Source organism: Bacillota bacterium, from assembly GCA_013178125.1.
Classification (GTDB): Bacteria; Bacillota; SHA-98; order Ch115; family JABLXJ01; genus JABLXL01.
The window spans coordinates 35,696-57,195 of the sequence record JABLXJ010000001.1 but is presented as its reverse complement, the minus strand read 5'-3'; the positions used below and the strand labels follow the sequence as shown (position 1 = coordinate 57,195).

Annotated in this window: 18 protein-coding genes and 2 tRNA genes; 3 read left to right on the top strand and 17 right to left on the bottom strand. The window is 57.0% G+C overall.

Annotated elements, in window-relative coordinates; genetic code table 11:
- Window positions 1-824 precede the first annotated feature (824 nt).
- From HPY71_00280 to HPY71_00255, 6 genes are all read right to left on the bottom strand, one after another.
- Window positions 825-915, bottom strand: a tRNA-Ser gene (locus HPY71_00280).
- Between the two features lie 166 nt (window positions 916-1,081).
- A complete protein-coding gene (locus HPY71_00275; GenBank protein ID NPV51946.1) occupies window positions 1,082-2,032 on the bottom strand; it encodes a pyruvate ferredoxin oxidoreductase in 951 nt (316 codons plus the stop codon).
- 25 nt (window positions 2,033-2,057) lie between these two features.
- Complete coding sequence (gene porA, locus HPY71_00270; GenBank protein ID NPV51945.1) at window positions 2,058-3,317, bottom strand: pyruvate ferredoxin oxidoreductase; 1,260 nt, start codon at window positions 3,315-3,317, stop codon at window positions 2,058-2,060.
- Between the two features lie 53 nt (window positions 3,318-3,370).
- Entirely contained in the window at window positions 3,371-3,781 is a 411-nt protein-coding gene (locus tag HPY71_00265; protein NPV51944.1) for a 4Fe-4S binding protein, read from the bottom strand.
- A gap of 137 nt (window positions 3,782-3,918) precedes the next feature.
- Entirely contained in the window at window positions 3,919-4,497 is a 579-nt protein-coding gene (locus tag HPY71_00260) for a pyruvate synthase (GenBank protein ID NPV51943.1), read from the bottom strand.
- 447 nt (window positions 4,498-4,944) lie between these two features.
- Window positions 4,945-6,330 (bottom strand): serine hydroxymethyltransferase, encoded by a 1,386-nt coding sequence (locus HPY71_00255; protein NPV51942.1) that lies wholly within the window; start codon window positions 6,328-6,330, stop codon window positions 4,945-4,947.
- Window positions 6,331-6,482: 152 nt separating this feature from the next.
- Here HPY71_00255 and HPY71_00250 point away from each other — a divergent pair, with 152 nt between their 5' ends.
- Window positions 6,483-7,337, top strand: a complete 855-nt coding sequence (locus HPY71_00250) for a hypothetical protein (protein NPV51941.1) — start codon at window positions 6,483-6,485, stop codon at window positions 7,335-7,337.
- A 74-nt stretch (window positions 7,338-7,411) separates the two neighbouring features.
- Here HPY71_00250 and HPY71_00245 read toward each other — a convergent pair.
- The 10 genes from HPY71_00245 to HPY71_00200 form a co-directional block, all read right to left on the bottom strand.
- Window positions 7,412-7,487, bottom strand: a tRNA-Ala gene (locus tag HPY71_00245).
- A gap of 203 nt (window positions 7,488-7,690) precedes the next feature.
- Entirely contained in the window at window positions 7,691-8,347 is a 657-nt protein-coding gene (locus HPY71_00240; GenBank protein ID NPV51940.1) for an MBL fold metallo-hydrolase, read from the bottom strand.
- 157 nt (window positions 8,348-8,504) lie between these two features.
- The gene (gene lysS, locus HPY71_00235; protein ID NPV51939.1) at window positions 8,505-10,211 is read right to left on the bottom strand and encodes a lysine--tRNA ligase; all 1,707 of its coding nucleotides are present in this window, start codon (window positions 10,209-10,211) and stop codon (window positions 8,505-8,507) included.
- Window positions 10,212-10,397: 186 nt separating this feature from the next.
- Complete coding sequence (greA, locus tag HPY71_00230; protein ID NPV51938.1) at window positions 10,398-10,877, bottom strand: transcription elongation factor GreA; 480 nt, start codon at window positions 10,875-10,877, stop codon at window positions 10,398-10,400.
- A gap of 241 nt (window positions 10,878-11,118) precedes the next feature.
- On the bottom strand, window positions 11,119-12,339 hold the full coding sequence (locus HPY71_00225; GenBank protein ID NPV51937.1) for a hypothetical protein: 1,221 nt from the start codon (window positions 12,337-12,339) through the stop codon (window positions 11,119-11,121).
- Between the two features lie 270 nt (window positions 12,340-12,609).
- Window positions 12,610-13,512 (bottom strand): quinate 5-dehydrogenase, encoded by a 903-nt coding sequence (locus HPY71_00220; protein ID NPV51936.1) that lies wholly within the window; start codon window positions 13,510-13,512, stop codon window positions 12,610-12,612.
- Between the two features lie 156 nt (window positions 13,513-13,668).
- Complete coding sequence (locus HPY71_00215; protein ID NPV51935.1) at window positions 13,669-14,193, bottom strand: transcriptional regulator; 525 nt, start codon at window positions 14,191-14,193, stop codon at window positions 13,669-13,671.
- A gap of 226 nt (window positions 14,194-14,419) precedes the next feature.
- Window positions 14,420-15,421, bottom strand: coding sequence for a tRNA dihydrouridine synthase DusB (gene dusB, locus HPY71_00210; GenBank protein ID NPV51934.1), 1,002 nt, complete (start codon window positions 15,419-15,421; stop codon window positions 14,420-14,422).
- A gap of 39 nt (window positions 15,422-15,460) precedes the next feature.
- A complete protein-coding gene (locus HPY71_00205) occupies window positions 15,461-16,279 on the bottom strand; it encodes a type III pantothenate kinase (GenBank protein ID NPV51933.1) in 819 nt (272 codons plus the stop codon).
- An 83-nt stretch (window positions 16,280-16,362) separates the two neighbouring features.
- A complete protein-coding gene (locus HPY71_00200) occupies window positions 16,363-16,656 on the bottom strand; it encodes a TMEM165/GDT1 family protein (protein ID NPV51932.1) in 294 nt (97 codons plus the stop codon).
- Window positions 16,657-17,150: 494 nt separating this feature from the next.
- Between HPY71_00200 and HPY71_00195 the strand changes: the two genes are divergently transcribed.
- Together HPY71_00195 and HPY71_00190 are read left to right on the top strand one after the other, a co-directional pair.
- Complete coding sequence (locus tag HPY71_00195) at window positions 17,151-18,452, top strand: MBL fold metallo-hydrolase (GenBank protein NPV51931.1); 1,302 nt, start codon at window positions 17,151-17,153, stop codon at window positions 18,450-18,452.
- A 299-nt stretch (window positions 18,453-18,751) separates the two neighbouring features.
- Window positions 18,752-20,197, top strand: a complete 1,446-nt coding sequence (locus HPY71_00190) for an MFS transporter (protein ID NPV51930.1) — start codon at window positions 18,752-18,754, stop codon at window positions 20,195-20,197.
- 60 nt (window positions 20,198-20,257) lie between these two features.
- Here the strand turns inward: HPY71_00190 and HPY71_00185 are convergent, their stop codons facing one another.
- Complete coding sequence (locus tag HPY71_00185) at window positions 20,258-21,433, bottom strand: Gfo/Idh/MocA family oxidoreductase (protein NPV51929.1); 1,176 nt, start codon at window positions 21,431-21,433, stop codon at window positions 20,258-20,260.
- Window positions 21,434-21,500: the final 67 nt, after the last annotated feature.

The window sequence follows — 21,500 nt, the reverse complement described above, 5'->3', positions numbered from 1 at the left end:
TCAAGGCATGACGCCACGATATAAATTAAGATCATGAGTCATGAGACCCAACTTAGGGGAATCCCGCCTAAAAAATAAACCCCTCGCCCCGGTACGCCGCATGCAATGATATGCAATATTGCGGAGCACCAGGGACGAGAGGCGATAAAGTCTCCCGCGTTGCCACCCCAGTTTGACCCGGGTATATCGATCATGATCGCATAATCAATTCCGGGCCCACTCAATTCATCCTCATTAACGAGCCTGCCGCCCGTCACGGCTTACTCGAACCGGACCTGTCATATCTGATCCAGCATCTGATCCAACCTTCTGACTGATCCAGCCTTTCACCGTGCCGCTCCAGGGTGGATTCGGCTGCGTCCCTCCGCCGGTTCCCACCAACCCCGGCTCTCTGCCCGAGGGACCTCATCTATGTAAACTTGCCTTAAACTTATGCGAACCTACTTTTCCCCTTCATCGCGTTTATGCGCTACGTTGGTTATGCGCCACACCTGCTATGCGCTACGTTGCCACGCGCTGCACTCGCTATGCGTTGCGTTTGCGGCAGAGGCATTTGCGTGCTTTGCGCGTATACTGGTCATTCTATTGTCGCAGGTCAACCTACTTCACGGATTAACCACACAACGATTTGATTCACAACGATTTGATTATAGCAAAGGGTCCCGAGCATTGCAAGCACTTTAAATGCAGTCTGGAAGTCTGGGATGCCAGACCCCCATGCCGCATAGGCGGCACCACCAGAGGATGAAAACGGCTTTAGCTGGGGTAATATTTATTCTCTGGGTAGTGACCCCTGAATGCCTAAAAAACTAGGGGCATAAAAATGGCGGAGAGAGTGGGATTCGAACCCACGGGGGGCTCAGCACCCCCAACGGTTTTCAAGACCGCCGCATTCGACCGCTCTGCCATCTCTCCGCCCACTATTATACCATCACAAACGATGGATTCCAAGAGGCATTTTGCAGGTTTGCAGGTACAGGGTGCATCTCGTAGGACGCATCCTGTACTTGCAGGGCGCATCCTGCAGAGGCCATTTCATAAAGACCATACCATCTCCTAAAGCGGGGAGACGCGAGACGCCCTATTCACGAGGCATCATACCCGCCCCGCCCACCTCACACCTCTTTTGAAGCATCTCCCACCTGCGGTCCACGTCGGCCTGGATCTCCTCTATGATCTTCTCATTTCCGGGCTTGAATAGGTGGCGGAACCTACCCTGGGGCCTCAGCCACTCCGTAATGGGCTTTTTCTCCTTTGGCTTCACGGTTATCTTCCACACCCCGTTTTCTACCTCGTAGAGCGGCCAGAAGCAGGTATCCACCGCCTTCCTGCATATCTCGATGCTATCAGCGGAATCGATCTGCCATCCGAGCCGGCACGGGGCCAGGATATTCACAAAGGCCGGCCCCTCTACAGCAAAAGCCTTCCTAACCTTGGTTATGAGATCGTTCCAGTGGCTGATCGTGGTCTGAGCCACATATGGAATATCGTGGGCCGCCATCACAGCTGTAAGATCCTTGCGATACTGACTCTTGCCTCCCGTAGCCACCCTCCCGGCAGGGCTCGTAGTGGTCGCCGCCCCCCTGGGCGTGGCGCTAGACCGCTGGATCCCTGTGTTCATATATGCTTGATTGTCATAACAAATATATACCATATCGTGGCCGCGCTCCATAGCTCCAGATAACGCCTGAAAACCAATATCATAGGTGCCGCCGTCTCCCCCAAAGGCTACAAACTGAATATCCCTCTGGATCCTGCCCTGACGCTTCAGAGACCTGTAAGCCGCCTCAATGCCGCTCACCGTCGCAGCAACATTCTCGAAGGCGCTATGGATAAACGGGACATTCCAGGCCGAATACGGGTAGATGGTCGTGGTCACCTCCAGGCAGCCTGTGGCGCATCCTACTACCACGGGCGTGTCCACAGCCTTTAAAACCTGCCTCACGGCCACCGGCGCCCCGCACCCAGCACAGGCCCTGTGCCCGCCGGTGAGCAGCTCATCCTTGCGAGATAACTCCCTCAAATTGGCCATGGTATAATAACACCCCCTGTCTCCTTTATTCCCTTACCCCCAGGTAGCTGACACACTGGCCGGCCTCCCCGGTGGTCGCTATTGCCTGGAGCCTCTCATAAACCTTGCGAATTTGCTCCAGGTCAATATCCCTCCCGCCGAGCCCGTAGATGTAATTTACTATAACCGGCCTCTGCGTAGTATCGCGCGCGCCAGTATCGCGGGCGTCACGGTCATGCGTAGAACCACGCACAGGGCCATGCACAGAGTCATCATATACAGAGTCATCATATATGGGGGCATACATGGAGGCCTTGATGTCTATAAACACTGGCCCGCCCATGGTGGAGAAGGTATCAGAACGGTCGAGCACCGCGATGGCCTTCACGCCCGAAAGGACCCGGACGATTTCATCCCCGGGGAAAGGCCTGTAGAGCCGGATTTTGAGCACCCCCGCCCTGACGCCCTCTCGCCGCAGCTCATCGACTACCGCCTTCGCGGTCCCCGCGGTCGAGCCGAGCGCCACCACTGCCACCTCCGCATCGTCGAGCCTGTAGGCCTCAAACAACCCATAGCTCCGCCCCGAGAGCTTCCCATATTCCTCGCCGACCCTCCTGACCACTTCAGCTACGGGGACCTCAGCCGCGGCCTCCTGCCGCTTGTGTTCGAAATACCAGTCAGCGAAGTCCAGGGCTCCCACGGTTATCGGGTGGTCGACGTCCAGCAGCGAGTAAGCCGGTTCATACCCTCCTATGAACCCCCGGACCTCTTCATCCTTGAGCAGCTTGACGCTCTCCATGCCGTGGCTCACGATAAAGCCATCCATGCACACCATCGCGGGCAACAAGACATCCCTGGACTCCGCGATTCTGACAGCCTGGATCACGTTATCGTAAGCCTCCTGCGCATTCTCGGAGAATATCTGGATCCACCCGGAATCCCTGGCGCCCATCGTATCGCTATGATCGCAGTGAATATTGATGGGCGCGCTCAGAGCCCTGTTTACAACGGGCATAACTATGGGAAGCCTCAGGCCCGCCGCGATGTAAAGCATCTCCCACATCAGCGCAAAGCCCTGGGACGAGGTCGCCGTCATCGCGCGCGCACCCGCCGCCGCGGCGCCGATGGTTGCGCTCATCGCGCTGTGCTCGCTCTCGACGGTCACAAACTCGGTCTTCACGAGCCCATCAGCAACGAACGTCGAGAATATCTGCACGATTTCCGTCTGGGGCGTAATGGGGTAAGCGGCCACGACGTCGGGGTTGACCTGCCTCATGGCCTCGGCCACAGCCTCATTGCCCGTCATGGCAATGAACTTCACCGCTTCTCGCCCTGCCAATTCCCGCTCTGCTAGCTCTGCTACCACTTCACGCTCCCCCTTTCGCAGCCGGCTTTACCACAATCGGCTTTATCGCTGTCGGCTTCACCCCGGTTAGCCTCCCCGCCGGTTTCCTCATTCCCTTTCCCTCCATCTTCGGCCTCAGCCTCGCTCTCCAGCACCATGTTGATCGCCCTGACCTTAGACGGGCACTCGTGTGCGCATATGCCACACCCCTTGCAATGCTCCAGGTCTATGCCGGCCACTTTCCCATCCTTCACCTGGATAGCCGAATCAGGGCAGTAAATCCAGCATAAAAAGCAATTAATACACTTCTCGGGGTCCCAGACCGGGCGGTGGGTCCTCCATTCCCCGGTCTTATACCCCCTTGCCGTCCCGGGCTCGATGATGAGGCCCGCTATGGGCACATCCCTCCAGCCCTTTTCATCCATATTAACTCCATCATGCCATCTGTTTCCATTATTTCCGTTTCCACCCTTTACGTTTCCATTGTTTCCCTCGTTAACTTTATTCACTTCATCATCCACATCAACCCGGTTGTTTACTCCATTTCCCCTATTCGCCCGATTCACTCACCCCTCACCTCCTGGTAGGCCCGCTCGATGGCTTTGATATTGCCCTCCACGACGCCGGGCTTTGATCCAAACTTCTTCTCGAGCTTGCGCCTTGTATCCGCGACGAAGTCCTCGAGCTTCATGAGCCCGGTCGCACGGATCAGGGCCCCGATCATCGGGGTGTTGGGTATAGCCCGGCCAAGGCAATCCAGGGAAATCTGCATCGCATCCACCGTGAATACCTTCCCCGAGCGCACCCCCAGCTTCTTTCGCATTTCGGAGGGGTCCAGGGGGGTGTTTATGACGTAGACCGCATCCTCCGGCGCCCCAGCTGTAACGCTCCCCGTGCGTATCAAGGTGGGATCCAGCACCACAATTATCCCCGGGGAAGCGACATGACAGTGGACCGTGATGGGCTCGTCGCTGATCCGGTTAAAGGCCAGGACGGGGGCGCCCATCCTCTCGGGGCCGTATTCAGGGAAGGCCTGGATGTACTTGCCGGCAGCAGATGCCGCCTCACCGAGGAGAAGAGCGGCCGTCTTGGCGCCCTGACCGCCCCTCCCATGCCAGCGTATTTCCAAAACTTTTCCCATGCCCATGCCTGTGCCCATGCCCACAAACCCTCCTCACCGAAATTGGGTCCTGAGAATAACAAAAACCGTGAGCGTTAATAGAGCCTGACCAGTAAGCCCTGAGCCCGATAACGCAAGCACGGTCGCGAGATCGCGAGGTTGAACCATAACCATATCTATTCTACCACGAAACATATGCCAAACATGCATTTAAAAATATGCATAGTGACAAATTTCTTGGCGGTTTGCGCGTGGAGATGCCAAGATTCTTGGCAACTACTCAGTAACCCTGCCAATATTCTAGGCAGTTTACCCTGATCTAAGGTGAAAGTGCCAAGAATCTTGGCAGGTTACACGTAGAGGTGCCAGAATTTTTGGCAGTTTTGTCGAGTTTATAGGCTAATCTGCCTAATCTCTTGGCAGAGCGGCGGTGGGCCTGCCAAATTCCTTGGCAAGGGGGTGAGGAAGCTATAAGGAACTATAGAGTGGGAAGCTCTCACACAGAGCCTGAACCTTCTGCCTGGCTTCACCCATCGTCTCAGCGCTATCGGGGTTATCAAGCACCGACGAGATTATGCTGGCTATCTCCCTCATCTCTCTCTCCTTCATTCCCCGGGTTGTGACCGCCGGCGTCCCTATTCTTATGCCGCTCGTGGTAAACGGCTTCTCCGGATCGAATGGAATGGTATTTTTATTGACAGTTATACCCACATCATCCAGGAGCTTTTCGGCCCTCTTGCCGGTCAAGCCCTTCTCGATCAGGCTCACCAGCATCAAGTGGTTATCGGTGCCGCCCGATATAATCCTGAAACCCCGGGCCATCAACTCGCCTGCAAGGGCCCTGGCGTTTCTAACTACCTGGCCCTGGTAGGCCCGAAACTCCGGCGTCATGGCCTCCCGCAGGGCGACGGCCTTCGCCGCTATAACGTGCATGAGCGGGCCACCCTGGATGCCCGGGAAGACCGCCTGGTCGACCACCCTGGCGAAGCGCTCCTGGCAGAGAATCAACCCGCCGCGCGGGCCCCTTAATGTTTTATGCGTCGTGGTCGTCACAAATTCAGAGTAAGGCACGGGGCTCGGGTGGAGCCCTGCGGCCACAAGGCCCGCAATGTGAGCCATGTCAGTCATGACGTAGGCGCCGACTTCATCAGCAATCTCGCGTATCCTGGCGAAGTCGATGATCCTCGGGTAGGCGCTCGCCCCAGCCACGATCATTCTGGGCCTGTGTTCCTGCGCGAGGTTGCGGAGCTCATCATAATCAATGGTCTCGGTCTCCCGGGACACGCCATATGGAATGAATCTGAAATACCTCCCCGAAATATTGAGGTGCTGGCCGTGCGTCAGGTGCCCCCCGTGTGTAAGATTCAGACCGAGAACTGTATCGCCGACATTCAAGACCGCAAAATACACAGCGGTATTTGCCTGGGCTCCCGAATGCGGCTGCACGTTGGCGTGCTCGGCCCCGAACAGCTTCTTCGCCCGCTCGATCGCAAGGGTCTCGACAACATCAACAAACTCGCACCCCCCGTAATACCTCCGCCCCGGGTAGCCCTCTGCATATTTATTTGTCAGGGGTGACCCCTGAGCCTCCATAACAGCTCTGCTCACGAAATTTTCCGATGCGATCAATTCGATCTTGGAACGCTGGCGCCCTGTTTCATCCTCAATTGCCTTGGCGACCTCAGGATCGACCTTCCAGACTTCCTCTAACAATGGAATCACTCCTCTATGATTAAGCGACAGAAGATACCAACGAACACGGTCCGGCACCGCCCGGGCACCCCGGGAAGTTCCCGGGGAGTTGAATTTACGACAAACCAGGAAGCTAACCACTAATAGATCATTATCACTCATCAACATTGGATATTTTACTACATTGCCCCCCCAAACTCAAGATAATGAAATGAGATACAGGATAGCTAGATCGGCCGCATAATGCACACCATATAGTAAAGCAATAAGCAACTCAACCCCAATAATTAGGTAACAGGCAGGAGGGCGGGATAATGAACGGAACTTTTCTCAACTGGTTCTGGATACTGCTCCTGGTGTGGACCTTCCTCACGCCGGTCTACCGCCAGAAAAAGATCGAGCTTGCGCGCTATAAACTCATAAACCACTTCGAGCGCAAGAGGCGTTCCCGCGTCATCGCTATGATACATAGAATGGAGCTACTGAGCCTTTTCGGCCTGCCTCTATCGCGGCACATAGACATAGAAGACTCGGAACATATCCTCAGGGCGATACGCCTAACGCCTGATGACATGCCTATCGACATAATACTGCACACCCCCGGGGGCCTCGTGCTCGCCGCCGAACAGATAGCCCAGGCCATCAGGCGGCATAAAGCCAGGGTCACGGTGTTTATACCGCATTACGCGATGTCAGGCGGCACCATGCTCGCCCTCGCCGCCGACGAGATCGTCATGGACGAAAACGCCGTGCTGGGCCCGGTCGACCCGCAGCTCGGCAACTACCCGGCGGTATCCATCTTACGGGCCATCGAGCAAAAGGACAAAAACGAAGTCGACGATACAACCCTGATCCTCGGGGATATCGCAGCGAAGGCCATGGTCCAGGTGTATGAATTCGTGTTCGAGTTGCTCAAGGAGAAGCTGGATGGCGAACAGGCCGAGAAGGTGGCAAAGGCGCTCACCGAGGGGCGGTGGACCCACGATTACCCCATAACCCCGGATAAGCTCCAGGCCCTCGGCCTCCAGGTAAAGGTGGGCCTGCCGAGGGAGGTATACGAGCTGATGGAGCTCTACCCGCAGCCCGGGCAGCGAAGGCCATCTGTACAATACATACCCGTCCCCTACGAGCGGAGGGACGGGCCCGAGAGAAGGCCGCCGCCACGCTGATGCTGCCGGCGGCCAAGCTGCCGTATGTTGGCGCTGCTCTGTTAGGCATGAAAAAAAGCCGATAGAAATGAAAATGGTGGAGATGACGGGATTCGAACCCGTGGCCTCCTACATGCGAAGCAGGCGCTCTCCCAGCTGAGCTACACCCCCACAAAAGATCAGTGCTATGTCCTTTTTTGGCGTTTCCCGCATTCCTATATTGATTGTTGCTACGGTAACCGCTCCCTGCATCATATTAGCATAGAAAGAGGCACGAGTCAATAGCACCAAAGAAGCCGGCCACTAAGCTTATGGTATATTACGTTTTATTATGGAAAACCAGCATGGGTATGACTCATCCCGAAGCCATTGTGCTATGAGAAATTCCTCCAGAAACGAATCTCCGCTCCGATAGTCGTCTCCGGTCCGTGGCCGGGGTAGACGCGAGCTTCCTCAGGGAGCTTGAAAAGTCGTCCCTCGATAGACTGGATGAGCGCCTCCTCATCGCCGCCCGGGAAATCAGTGCGGCCCATCCCCGCCCGGAAAAGCGTATCGCCTGTGAAAACCTGTCCCGGACCTGGGACCGCATCCGAATGCGGGACCGAGACCAGGCAGATGCCGCCGGGGGTGTGCCCTGGCGTATGTATAACCCGTAGCCGCTCATCCCCAAATTGCACAACGTCCCCGTCGCGCAGCAGGATATCGGCCGGTGGGCCCGAAAACCCCGCCCTTCCGGGCCACATAAACCCCGCCAGATTCACGTCCGGCGAGAGCAGTGCCGGCGCATCATTCTCATGGATCGCGATCCTGGCGCCCGTCGCCCGCTTCAGGGCGCCGTTCGCACCGATATGGTCCGCGTGACCATGCGTGTTGACTATATATAAGCAGCTCAACCCCAGACCCCCGACCTCGGCCATGACACGCTCGGGCTCGGCGCCGGGGTCTATAATGATAGCTTCATGCGTCCTCTCGCAGGCCACGATGTAACAATTGGTCTCGAGCTCCCCGACAGCCAGGCACCTTACGAGCATACTCCCATCGCCCTCCGCGCCATCTTCCTGCCCTGCGGTCCACAGGTCTATAATCGAATGCCTATAATCAGTCTATAATCTATAATCCCCCTAAATCCCCCTACGACCTATGACCCTCCATTATCCTGCTATCCAGCCAAAATGGATCATTCCCGGCCTAACGCGGCCGCATAGTCGGGAATAGGATCACATCCCTTATGGAGCTCGAATCAGTCAGGAGCATGATAAGCCTGTCCACTCCTATGCCGAGCCCACCCGTGGGAGGCATGCCGTATTCGAGGGCCGTGAGGAAATCTTCGTCCATCATATGAGCCTCCTCATCCCCGGCCTCACGCTGGGCGAGCTGTTGCAAGAATCTCCCCTTCTGGTCGAGCGGGTCGTTGAGCTCTGAGAAGGCATTTGCAATCTCGCGGCCGCCGATTATCAGCTCAAAGCGATAGGTAAGCCTCGGGTCTTCCTTTTTCTTCTTGGCGAGAGGGGAAACCTCTATCGGGTAATCAATCACAAATGTCGGCTGGATGAGCGCTGGCTCAACCCGTTCCTCATAGATGGCAAAAAGGCAATTCCCCCATTTCGCATCGCCTGCAACCTCGATGCCGAGCCTGCGCGCAGCGTCCCGGGCCTCTGCATCGTCGCGGATTTCATTGAAATCCACCCCTATGGCCTCCTTGACCGCGTCTATCATGGTGACCCTGGGCCATGGAGGGGTGAGATCGATCACGCAGCCCGCACCCGCATCCCCTGTCGCGGGGCCAAAGCCAGAGCCAGAGCCAGGAAGATCAGTGATAGGGGTAATAGCAGCCTCGCTGCCGGTGGCGCCAGCGGCGTCGGTGGCGCTAAAATTATTGCAGGGAACCTTGCTCGTCCCCAGAGTGGCTATGCTCACGTGGTTGATCATATCCTCGCACAGTTTCATCATATCGGTGTAATCCGCGTAGGCCTGGTAGAGCTCGAGCATGGTAAATTCCGGATTGTGGCGCGTCGATATGCCCTCGTTTCGAAACACCCTCCCGATCTCATAAACCTTCTCGAGGCCGCCGACTATGAGCCGCTTCAGGTATAGCTCTATCGCGATCCTCAGGTAGAGGTCGATGTCAAGGGCATTGTGGTGGGTTATAAACGGCCGGGCCGCAGCACCCCCGGCTATTGGGTGCATGGCGGATGTCTCGACCTCGAGGAACCCCCGGCCATCCAGGAACTCCCTGATCGCCCGGATTATCCTGGTCCGCTGGATGAAGACCCGTCTGACCCCCGGATTGACTATCAGGTCGAGGTAGCGCTGCCTGTAGCGGAGATCGACATCCTTGAGGCCGTGCCACTTCTCGGGGAGCGGGCGAAGCGATTTTGTGAGGAGCTTGAATTCCTCGACATTGATGGTGATCTCCCCCCGCCTGGTCTTGAAGACCTTGCCGCGCACGCCGATGATGTCGCCGATGTCGAGGTCCGAGAAAAGCCGGTATGAGTCCTCGCCCAGCACATCAATCTTGGCATAAACCTGTATCCGGCCGGAGACGTCAAGTAGATCCGCAAAAGTGGCCTTGCCATGCCCCCGCATGGCCACGAGCCTCCCCGCGATGACAACCTCACCAGCCTCGCCGCCTTCCCGGCCATCCCGGCTCTGCAGACTTTGCAAGCTCTCGAAATTCTCCAGCACATCCGCGATTAAATGGGTTCGCTCGAACCTCCCCCCAAAAGGGTCTATCCCCGACTCCCTCAATTTGGCGAGTTTCCCCTTGCGAACCCGCATGAGTTCATTCAATTGCTCATTCGATTCCTCGCCCAATTGCTCGTCCAATTGCTCCGAACCCTCGCCGGCCAGACCCTCCTGGGCCAGACCCTCCCCTAAATCACCTTTGACATCCACCTGGCTTATCCACCTCGCACACCGGCCCTCAATATACAGGCCCACCACACAGGCTCACCATGCCCTATAAGCTCATCATACCTGGTAACCCCATTCCACCTATATCTACCCCGGGCCGTATTCACGCAGTCATGTCATTATGCGGTCATGTTATATGTTATGATATACAATTAATCCCCGCTGAAACTAGTCCCTGTTGACGTCCAGCACCTCGAATCTCAACGTCCCCACGGGCACATTCACCTCAACAATGGCGCCCTTCTTCTGCCCGAGAATAGCCTTCCCCACCGGCGACTCGTTGGATATCCTCAGGCGCGCAGGATCAGCCTCAGCAGAGCCTACGATCATATACTCAACCACGTCCCCCTCCTGGAGGTCCTTTAGTTTGACCCTCGAACCAAGCGCCACGGAATCCGTCGCGCCATCCTCGTCATCAATGACGCGCGCATTCCTGAGCAGCTTCTCGAGCTGGATTATCCTACCCTCTACGAAAGCCTGCTCATTCTTGGCGTCCTCATATTCGGAGTTCTCCGAAATGTCGCCGAACTCCTTCGCTTCCTTGATCCTCGCCGCAACCTCCCGGCGCTTTGTCGTCTTCAGATATTCAAGCTCCTTCTCCAGCTTCCGCAAACCCTCAGGAGTCAAGAGAATTTCCTTATCCCCCATAATGAACCTCGCTCCTTCGTCGTAGTTCCGCTATCCGCTATCACACCCGCCACACCAGCCCAGACATGTGGCAAGCCCGCCCATGAGGGCAGGCTGAACATTATGATATCCAGGTTTTGTCTATTTAATCATGCCATTATTATGTCAAAGGAGCTGGACCTTGTCAAGACTTATCGGCTTGCCTATTATTCCCTTAATATACTTCGCAAACCATATGCTGCTGATAACACGGCCACCTTCTCTATTTTGCATAGCCGCATTTCGCATGGCCGTCTTGCATCCCGCCGCGCATCATCGTGCCGCGTATCATCCCACCGCGCACCCCTCGCGAAATAGTCTGGCCATTCACCTTTGCCCCTGTAACCACGAAACCATGCTTCTCCGCTAGCCCGGTGACCTCCTCCACCCACCTCGCGAAGGCGATGTCGCCCTGCGGCGGCAAGTTATCAGCCTCCTCGACCCCCTCGAGGGCAAGTATCATGGGCTCGACCACGTAAGGGCTCCCCGTCTCGATCGGGAGCTCTATGGGGGGATCCATGCGAAAGTCGCCGGGGATTTGCAGTACGGCATCATCCATCACGTGCACACCTCCATATCCACACCTGGCGCCGCCATCGTTAATGGCACCGCCGCCGTTGAGCGGGGACGCTGCGGCATCAGCAGCGGCGCGCGACACATCCCTGCCCGGGAATATGCGAAATATGAGCGCACCCCGCCGGATCCTGAGTTCGCGCATAACCCCGGCCAACTGCTCTGAGGCGATGTCCGACGCGACAATCAAAATATCTGCGCGCTCGATCACGTCCCGAAATCCAGGATCCCCCGGCAGAGCAACCCTGGCCGCCAGCCCCGTCTCATGCAAAAGCCTCGCCGCAATGGCCCTGAGCCTCTCCGCGCTTTCCACCTGGAAATCTACGAGCGCGAGGTAGCGCACCCCCTTCGCCAGCAACCTTGAGCACGCAATGCCCGTCGCCGTCGCCGCACCGAGCACCACTATCCGGGCATCTACAGGGTCCACCTCGGCCGCCTCGTGGGCCGCGATCACAAGCCCCTTGAGCCCGCTGCCGATGGCCAGTCCGCGCCCTGTAGTAACGCGAACGCCGGACCCGTAATCTACCTGGATCCGGCGCCGCGCGAATATCGCATCCACCATGCCGACCCCAACCACTTTTGCCCCCACCCTCCGGGCCGCATTCAAGCCCTGCATAACCTTGCGACGTAAGAACTCGCCCGAATAGGTATCCATCTGGCGCAGGGTCAGGGGGCATGACACGATCCACCCCTCGGTTTCCCCGCCCGCCCTGGACCGCACGCCTGTGATTCGCGATGCGGGAAACGGCGGCACGAAACGCATGAGGCCCTCGACCGCCCGGGCATGCAGGCGCTTGAGGGCGGGAGGCTCGAGGACCACGCCCCGGACTCGGACCTCGTGAGGATGGGCAATGAACGCGAAGGTCTCCATCTGGCATCTATCCCGTCTATCTCAACCCCGTCTATCTCAACAAACAGACTATTTCCTCAGCAAATAGGCTATTTGCTCACCACACAAACTAATTATAGACTATTCTCTACGGACTATTTAGAGACTCCTATTATTTCCTATTACCTATTATTCATATTTTATTTAGAGATTTTTAGAGATTCCCGCCCTAAAAACAACCCTATATAAGGTTGTCTTCATCCTCTGTTGGTGCTTGTTGGCGCTGCCGCGGGCGGCGGCACGGGGGCCTACTCAATTCAAGTACTCAATCCTTGGGATGAACCCCACCTGCCCCATGAGTTCCAACACCTTCTCAACCCCAAGCTCCTCCGCCTTCTTCCCAGTAACGGCGGTGAGGACCGCCTCGAGCACGTTGGTCCCATATGACCTGCCGTCGAGCTCTGGCGTGCTGGTGACAAGCATCTTAACCCTTCTCTTCCTGAAAGCCTCAACATCATCCGCCGTCACCGTATTGGTTATGATGATCTTTCCCTCGAGCTTCTCGGGCATGTGGCGCTTTATGAAGTGGCAGTCTCCGCCGATTATATCTGCCCATTCATAAGCCTCTCTATATTTAGGCTTGATGACATCCTGCTCCTTCCCTGTCGGGTAGAGGTACTTTATTGGGATCCATGATATCACAGGCATCAATATCGTCGCGGCCAGATCCAGCGCGCGGAGGGACCTCAACCAGAAGGGTATCCCGAGCGCAAAGGCCAGATCGCCATAACGCATATTGCACCCGGACTCGGCAAGGGCTTCGGCCATTCCGAACCGGTCAATTGCGCAAACGACCAGGGCATTCCTGCCCCGGAGTTGAACCCCCTTCTCATCACGAATATATTCGACAGCTCTTCGTTCTATAATACCCTTCAGCCAACTCCCATCGACTATTGGCGTGTTTTCGGCGGCCCGGGCTATTTTTATGGAATCCCGCAGGAGATACCTCTTGTGTCCTGCAACAAAATAAAGATCAGTCCCGCCCATCCCAAATGCATCGACCTTGCCATCCAGGCTCTTGATTATATCTATGGCCCTGGCGATGTCCCCGTTTGTGCCGATGCGTTCAATGTGAACCTCCTCGCCCAGCACATTGACGGTCGCGGTATGATCCCTTTTGGATGAGCCAATGCTCACGCTGACAACCCGTTTCATCTTTCCCTGACCCACTCCCCCTGTACCGTCTTGCTCCCTTACACCACTCATAACTCATATGGGACTCATATCATGATTCGGCCTCCTGCGACATTTTGCAGCCTTCTATGGCCTTCTGTATGGCCTTCTGCGGACTAGCCTGGCCGTCTAGTCGCTTTAGCCGCGGAGCTCGCGGATGATGCCCCTGATCTGACCGGGATCCACATATTTGTCCTCTTTCATTGGAGACGTCCCGAGGATTATTGGTATTACCCGGTCTCCGAGTATTGACTCAGCGAGACCGACCCTGAGATCAGAGCCGAGGAAGATAACGGAATCGTAATGTTTCAACTTCATTATCAGGGCCATTACCTCGTTAAACAAATCAATGCCGCTCCGGTTTTTTACAAACGCCCACCTCTCCTCATCCGTTAGTATGAGGACGTAATCCACGCCCTCCTCCCTCGCCAGGGCCTCGAGCTCCGCCTTGTTTAATATGGGGAACCCCACAAGGGCAATCCTCCCCCCCTTCCTCACCTCGCCTAGGGTCTCGAGGCGGGAGATGAAGGTACGGTCGATGCCGAGCTTATCGGCGACCTCCTGCTGGGAGCCACCCCGACAGCGCATCTCGAGGATTCTATCAATGACCTTGTATATACGTTCTTTATCGATGAGCTTTTCACCGATCCGGACGAAATCCACCAACGCACCTCCCCTGCATGGCCCTGCATGTCAGCCCTCTAAATGCCAGCCCTTTAAATGCCTCTAAATGTTAGACCCGCATGCCGCAGTTTAGACCCGCATACCGTGGTGCGCGGCGCTACAGGCAATGAAAATATCGCCTGGGAATGAATAACTGGACAATTTTCAGGCTGAGCTAGCCACGCGCGCCGATAATGTTCACATTTCTGTGCACGACTACATTTTATCAAATCCCGCCGTAAAAGGCAAGAAAATCCTCCAGCAGCTTTATCATATCTCCCGCGCTCGTGGCAATATTTATGGCGTCCCTGACCCTCGCGGCACCACGAAGGCCCTTGAGGTACCAAGCGATATGTTTTCGCATCTGGAGGGCTGCCACTCGTTCACCCTTGAGGTCGACCTGCATTCCGAGGTGGCGGATAGCCATCCTTATGCGCTCCCCGGCACCAGGTTCGGGCAGTTCCTCGCCTGTCCTCAGGAAGTGCAACGACCTCTGGAATATCCAGGGGTTGCCAAGCGCCCCGCGCCCGATCATCACCCCATCGCAACCTGTTTCCTCGAGCATCCTCCTTACGTCTCCGGGCCCCTTTACGTCCCCGTTACCGATGACTGGTATGGTCACCGCGTTCTTTACGCTGGCGATGATATCCCAGTCGGCGAGCCCGGAATACAACTGATCCCGCGTCCGGCCATGCACTGCCACGGCGGATGCCCCGGCCCCCTCCACCGCCTTCGCAACCTCCACGGCATTCACAGTATGCCTGTCCCACCCTTTGCGCATTTTAACACTAACTGGAATGCCGCCAGCCGCCCGGACCACGGCCTCAACTATAGCCGCAGCCAGCCCGGGCTTTCTCATTAGGGCCACCCCCTCGCCGTTTTTCACGATCTTGGGGGTTGGACAGCCCATATTGATATCTATAATATCCGGCTCGAGCTCGCGCACTATTGATGCCGCCTCAGCCATGACCCCGGGCTCGCTCCCAAAAAGCTGCACAGCGACGGGACGCTCCTGATTGGAGAGGCTGAGCATCTCCAGCGTCCGCCTGTTGCCGAATACAAGGGCCTTATCGCTTATCATCTCGGTATATACAAGCGCGCAGCCCATCTCTCTGGCAATGAGCCGCGTAGGCAGGTCGGTGACGCCGGCCATTGGGGCCAGCACCAGCGGGTTTTGGATTTGGACCCCTGCTATACTGAATTCCGAGAATGCTTTTCCATCATTCATCATTCATCAATCCATCGATCGCCTCTCACCTGCCGCGCCTCACCCATTGCGCTCGCTGTTGTCATCGCATCCATCACGCCCGTCACGCTCATTGCGCTCATTGCGCTCATAGAGTATCCTCAGCCCATCCAGTGTGAGGTTTTTGTCCACCTTATCTATCTCCCGGGATTCGCTGGCTATGAGCTCCGCAAACCCCCCTGTGGCGACCACAAACGGGGCCGCCTGCATCTCCTGCTTGAAGCGCCGGATCATCCCGTCAACCTGCCCTACAAACCCGTATATTATCCCCGACTGCATGCTGACCACGGTATTCCTGCCGATGGCATTCCGGGGCTTCACCAGCTCGACGCGGGGGAGCTTTGCCGCCCTCTGAAACAGGGCCTCGCTCGATATGCCTATGCCGGGCGCTATGGCGCCTCCAAGGTACTCGCCCCTCGCCGAAATCGCGCAGAACGTTGTCGCAGTTCCGAAATCGACAACTATAAGGGGCCCACCATAAGCCTCATAAGCGGCGACAGCATTTACTATCCTGTCCGCGCCGACCTCCTTCGGATTCTCATACCTTATCACGATCCCCGTCTTAATCCCGGGCCCGACAATGAGGGGCACGATGCCAAAATACTTCCTGCACATCCCCTCAAGAGCCGAGATCACGGGCGGCACGACGCACGAGATGGCTATCCCGGTTATATCCAAAAATTTGAGGCCGCTGTAGCGGAAGAGATTATCGACCAGCATCCCGTATTCATCTGCCGTCTTGTACCTGTCGGTTGAGATCCGCCAGCTAACTGTAAGCTCCTTGCCCTGGTACACGCCCAGGACAATGTTCGTATTTCCAATGTCGATGGCGAGAATCAAGGGCACTCACCTCCAACTCCTTAAAAATGTCTTGACCTTAACCTAACCGCAGACAGCCCAAAACCAGGGATCTTGCTTAAAACCTAACCACGGCCAAAAATCTTGCTTGCCGCCTGCCACAGGATCAACGCGCCCATTCCCATGAATAACACCCCGGCGGCCGCCTGAAGGTATGCCGTTGGGATGTACCTGGATACAAACTGGCCCGCCGCCGCGCCCACAAGGGTCACGGTGACCAGTGCCAGGGAGGCGCCCAGAAAGATGGGTATAGGCGCCTTGTATTGCGCCACGAGGGTAAAAACCGCCAGCTGCGTTTTGTCCCCCATTTCAGCCAGGAGCAACATGCCGAACGTCAAGAAGAGAAGCTTCCAGTTCAAATGCGAATCACCTCTCGTATTAGAGGGCCTTGATCGCCCTTTTGGACCTACACCAGGCAGTCTACACCAGACAGTGGGCATTAATTTATTATAACCTTAAAGTTAAGCTGGAGAAACCTAAGCCGGGGAACCGGGGAATCCGAAAACGAAGAAGGCTTCGCCGGAACCCACCTTAATTCCTGCTTCAGCATCCCTACTTTAGCGCCCCGGTTTTGGTTTTCGCGTCCATGGGCTAGACGTGCATAAGCCGGGCGCATAGGTATCTGCGCAGGAAAAGACATAAGAAGCGACATAAATATTGGGCGACCCAAATATTATCGAATGGCTGGAGGAGTTCCCGGGCTGGCACAGAACTCAATCTTATGGAGAATCATCAGTAGAATGTGAGCGCCTAGGGGATTCTCGATAGCGGTCCTCGATAGCGGTCATAGAGGACCATGCAGTAGAGTATAGTAAGCTAAGCAAGCGGGATGGCAAGCGAGGGGAACGAAACCATGCATAGATTGGGTTATGCTGTAAACAGAAAACGCGCGCGGGCGATCTTAGTCATATTTGCCCTTATCCTCTGTGCACACCTTTATCTTGGGCCCGGGTGCAAATTCGAGCCGGCAAACACCGAAGCCGTATTCGCTGGTAACTCGCCCAGCTTATCCGCATCTGGCGCCTCACCGGGACTACCCGTCCTCAGCGTCCATTTCATCGATGTGGGACAGGGCGATTCGATCCTCGTAAAGGTGCGCGATGGCAAGACGATGCTGGTTGACGGCGGTGATACCGACGCCGGGGCGAGGGTCGTAAACTACCTCAAGAAACAAAAGGTAAGGCAGATAGACGTAATGGTGGCCACCCACCCCCACCTGGACCACATCGGGGGTTTGATCCAGGTCCTTACGGAGTTCCCCGTTAAAGGAGTCTACGACTCGGGAATGGTCCACACGACCCGGACCTTTGAGCGTTACCTGACCCTCATCGATAAGAAAAACATCCCATTTAAGCTCGCCAGGCGCGGCCAGGTCATCGATCTCGGCTCGAGCGTGCGCGCCCGTATATTGTCGCCGGCCGAGCCCCTTCCGGAAGACGCAAATAATTGCTCGGTCGTGATGAGGATTGAATATGGGAATATCGCCCTGCTCCTCGTGGGCGACGCAGAGGCTGCTGCTGAGGGGGAGATGATCAGCTCCCACCAGCCGCTTTCGGCTCAGGTCCTCAAGGTCGGCCACCACGGGAGCAGGACCTCATCAGCAACCATTTTCCTCGACGAGGTCAAACCGGAAGTCGCGATAATAAGCTGCGGGGCCGGCAATCCATACGGGCACCCGCACCCCGGGACCATCGCCGCGCTGGGTGCAAGGGGTGTGAAAATCTACCGGACCGATGTAAACGGGACCATAGTAGTGGAAACTGATGGCAAGGCCTATAGGGTAATACCCGAGCGCGCAAACGACAACGCGAATGGCAATGTAAACAGCAATGCTAAATCGGGCAACGGCAACACGGGCAAATCCCCGGTGACCGGAGATCCGGGAGCTTTTCCGGGGACTGGGGCTCCAGCGCCGCCGGCATCCCCGCCGTCATTATCAACGGAGCCCGGGGCCGGGGCATCGCCTGGGCCGGGGGCACAACCGCCGGCGCCGGCGCTAGTGGCCCGCTATGTCGCAAGTGCAAAATCGACAAAATTCCACTATCCCAGCTGTAAATACGCAAAGGCCATAAAGCCCGAGAATCTCGTAACCTTCCGTTCGCGGGAGGAGGCCATCGCCGCGGGCTATACACCGTGCGGCTTCTGCAAGCCGTAGAGTGTAATACCTGCAAGCCGTAAAGCTGTAATAAAGGATATACTATAAATATGCATGATAAGTTAAATATGCATGATAAATATACATGCGTAATATGCCCACGCCTCTAGAGGGGCGCGGGTGGTGGGCCTTTGTCGCGCCTTTGTTCCGCGCCATAGCATCCCTGGTGTTGGCTAAATGCCCACGTTTGCCGGGCAATACAGGGGCAGGGGTGCAGGCGTGTAGGGTTGGAGGCATACACCGAAATGAAAGAGGCAAGCCAACAGCAGGATCAAAAGGAAAGGCGAGAGGTGCACGAGATACAGCAATGGCAGGTAAACCGGTGGCGCACGCTTGCATCGGTCCTGGCTGCGACGGTGCTCGGGCCGATAGATGCGAGCGTGGTCAACATAGCCCTCCCAACCCTTGCGGCCACCTTCAAAGCGGACATGGCCACCATCGGCTGGGTTTCCATGGCCTATCTCCTGATGATAAGCAGCCTGCTCCTGTTATTCGGCCGCCTGGGCGATATGATCGGCTACAAGCGCGTGCTCCTCACCGGCATCGGGGTGTTCACATCGGCATCGCTCTTTTGCGGCGCGGCCGGAAACGTATACATGCTGATAGGGTTCAGGGCCCTGCAAGCCGTGGGCGCCGGGATGTTTATGGCGGTCGCGCCCGCTATAATAACTGCTGCGTTCCCTGCGGCCGAGAGGGGCAGGGCCCTCGGCCTCAACGCCATGACCGTTGCAGTAGGCCTGGCCTTTGGCCCATCGCTCGGGGGGTTTCTCGTCAACCATGTCGGCTGGAGGTCCATTTTTTATATAAACCTCCCGATCGGCATCGCAAGCCTCATCCTGTGCAACGCGTTTGTCCCGTCACCACCTGGTCGAACCCCCGGCCGCGCCCAGAGCGCCCAGAGGTTTGACGTGCCCGGCGCCGCGCTGGCCTTCGTAGGCCTGATAAGCCTCCTCCTCTTTGTCAGTAGGAGCCAGATATGGGGATGGACCTCAACGGCGGCCGCGATCACGGGCGTCACCGCCTGCGTGTCGGCTGTGGCCTTCATCTGGGTGGAGAGCCGCGTGGCGGAGCCAATGCTGCACCTCTCCCTCTTCCAGAGCCGCACGTTCTTCTTTGCGAACCTGGCCAGCCTCATGAACTACATGGCCCAGTATATAGTCGTCTTCCTCACGCCGTTTTTCCTCCAGGAGCAGCTCCTGCTGAACCCCGGCCAGGCCGGTCTCCTGATGTCGGCATCGCCCCTTGTAGTCCTGTGGGTGGCTCCCCTGAGCGGGGCCATCTCGGACCGTTTCGGGACAAGCTGGCCCGCCTTCGTGGGCGCGTCCGTGTCAGCCCTCAGCCTCGCCCTATTATCGGCTATGGGTACCACCAACCACCCGGCACGCCCGCTCGATATCGCCTGGCGGCTCGCCATCTTCGGCCTCGGGACGGGCATCTTCCAGTCGCCAAATAACAGCGCCGTGATGGGGGCGGCCCCGCGGCAACGCCTTGGCATCGCATCCGGCGTCCTGGCCATGACTCGAAATGTGGGCATGGTCCTCGGTGTGGCGACAGCGAGCGCTGTCTTTTCAAACAGGCGGGAGATATACTTCGCACGACTGAGCCGCCTGGGCCACGCCCTCCACGAGGCGAAGGCCGCCGCCTTTGTGGCCGGCCTTCGCGACGCCTATGCCGTGGGGGCAATCCTGCTCATGCTTGCAGCAGTCGCAAGCGTAGTGAGGGGGAGGATAGATAACCACAAATAGAAATGGGACGGGCCGGTCAGCCCATGGGAATCATGGGAACCGTGGGAACCATGGAATCGGTCAGTCCATCGAAACCCAGACACAGCCCTTCTTTGAGCTCTCGATGCACCTATTGATGAACCTCACCCCGGCGACTCCGGCCTCAACATCCGGGAAGTCGAGGTCCCCAGCGCTCAATGGCTGCCCCGCCTTCCTCTTGAGCAGAGCGCCCGCGAAGGCGGAATAGATGTTTGCGAAGGCTTCGTAGAAGCCCTCCGGATGCCCAACGGGGACCCGCGAGAACCTGGCCGCCTGGGGATACAAATAGCCAGCTCCCCTGGAGAGAATCTGCGCCGGCTGCCCGAGATAGGCCACCCTCAGGTAATTTGGGTTCTCTTGCTCCCACTCGATCGACCCTTTCGTGCCAACGATGCGAATCTTCAAGCCGTTTTCATGCCCTATAGCCACCTGGGAACACCAGTAGATGCCGCTCGCTCCATTATCGTATTTCACCAAAATCTCGGCGTTATCATCGAGCTCTCTGCCCTCGCCGAAGATATCCAGGTTCGCGCAGATGGATTTGATCTTCAGCCCGGTTATATAGGAGACTGTATTCTCGATATGGCTTCCGATATCTCCCACGCAGGCGGAACCACCGGACTGCCGGGGGTCCAGGCGCCAGACTGCCTGCTTCTGCCCGTCCTTTTCGATGGGCGCGGCGAGCCACTCTTGGAGGTACTCGCCCATGACCACCCTGATCTCCCCTATGTCGCCGCGGCGAACCATCTCCCGGGCCTGCTTTACCATGGGGTAGCCGGAGTATGTATAGGTTACGCCGAAGAGGAGGTCCTTTCCCCTGGCGATCCGGGCCAGGTCCTCGGCCTCCTCGACCGTGAACGTCAGCGGTTTATCGCAAACCACGTGAATCCCGCTGGTCAGAAAGGCCTTTGCAGCCGGATAATGGGCGTGATTCGGGGCCACGATGGAGACGAAATCGATCCCGTCCTCACGGGCGGCCTCCCCCTGAGCCATCTCCTCGAAATCCCTGTAAAGGCGGTCCGGGCTGATTCCGAGGGCCCGCCCGGTCGCCAGGGTATTCTCGTAATTTCTTGAAAACACGCCGGCCACCAGCTGCGCCTTCCCATCAAAGCTCGCCGCCTTCCTGTGGACGTCACCTATAAACGCGCCGGGGCCGCCCCCAACCATCCCGTAACGGAGAGTCCCCTCGTTCGACTGCATTTCTCTTCCTTTGACCATGATTTCATTCCTCCTGCAATTCAACGATCGCTACAGGCAATCACCATAATAGTCTGAAAACTACTCA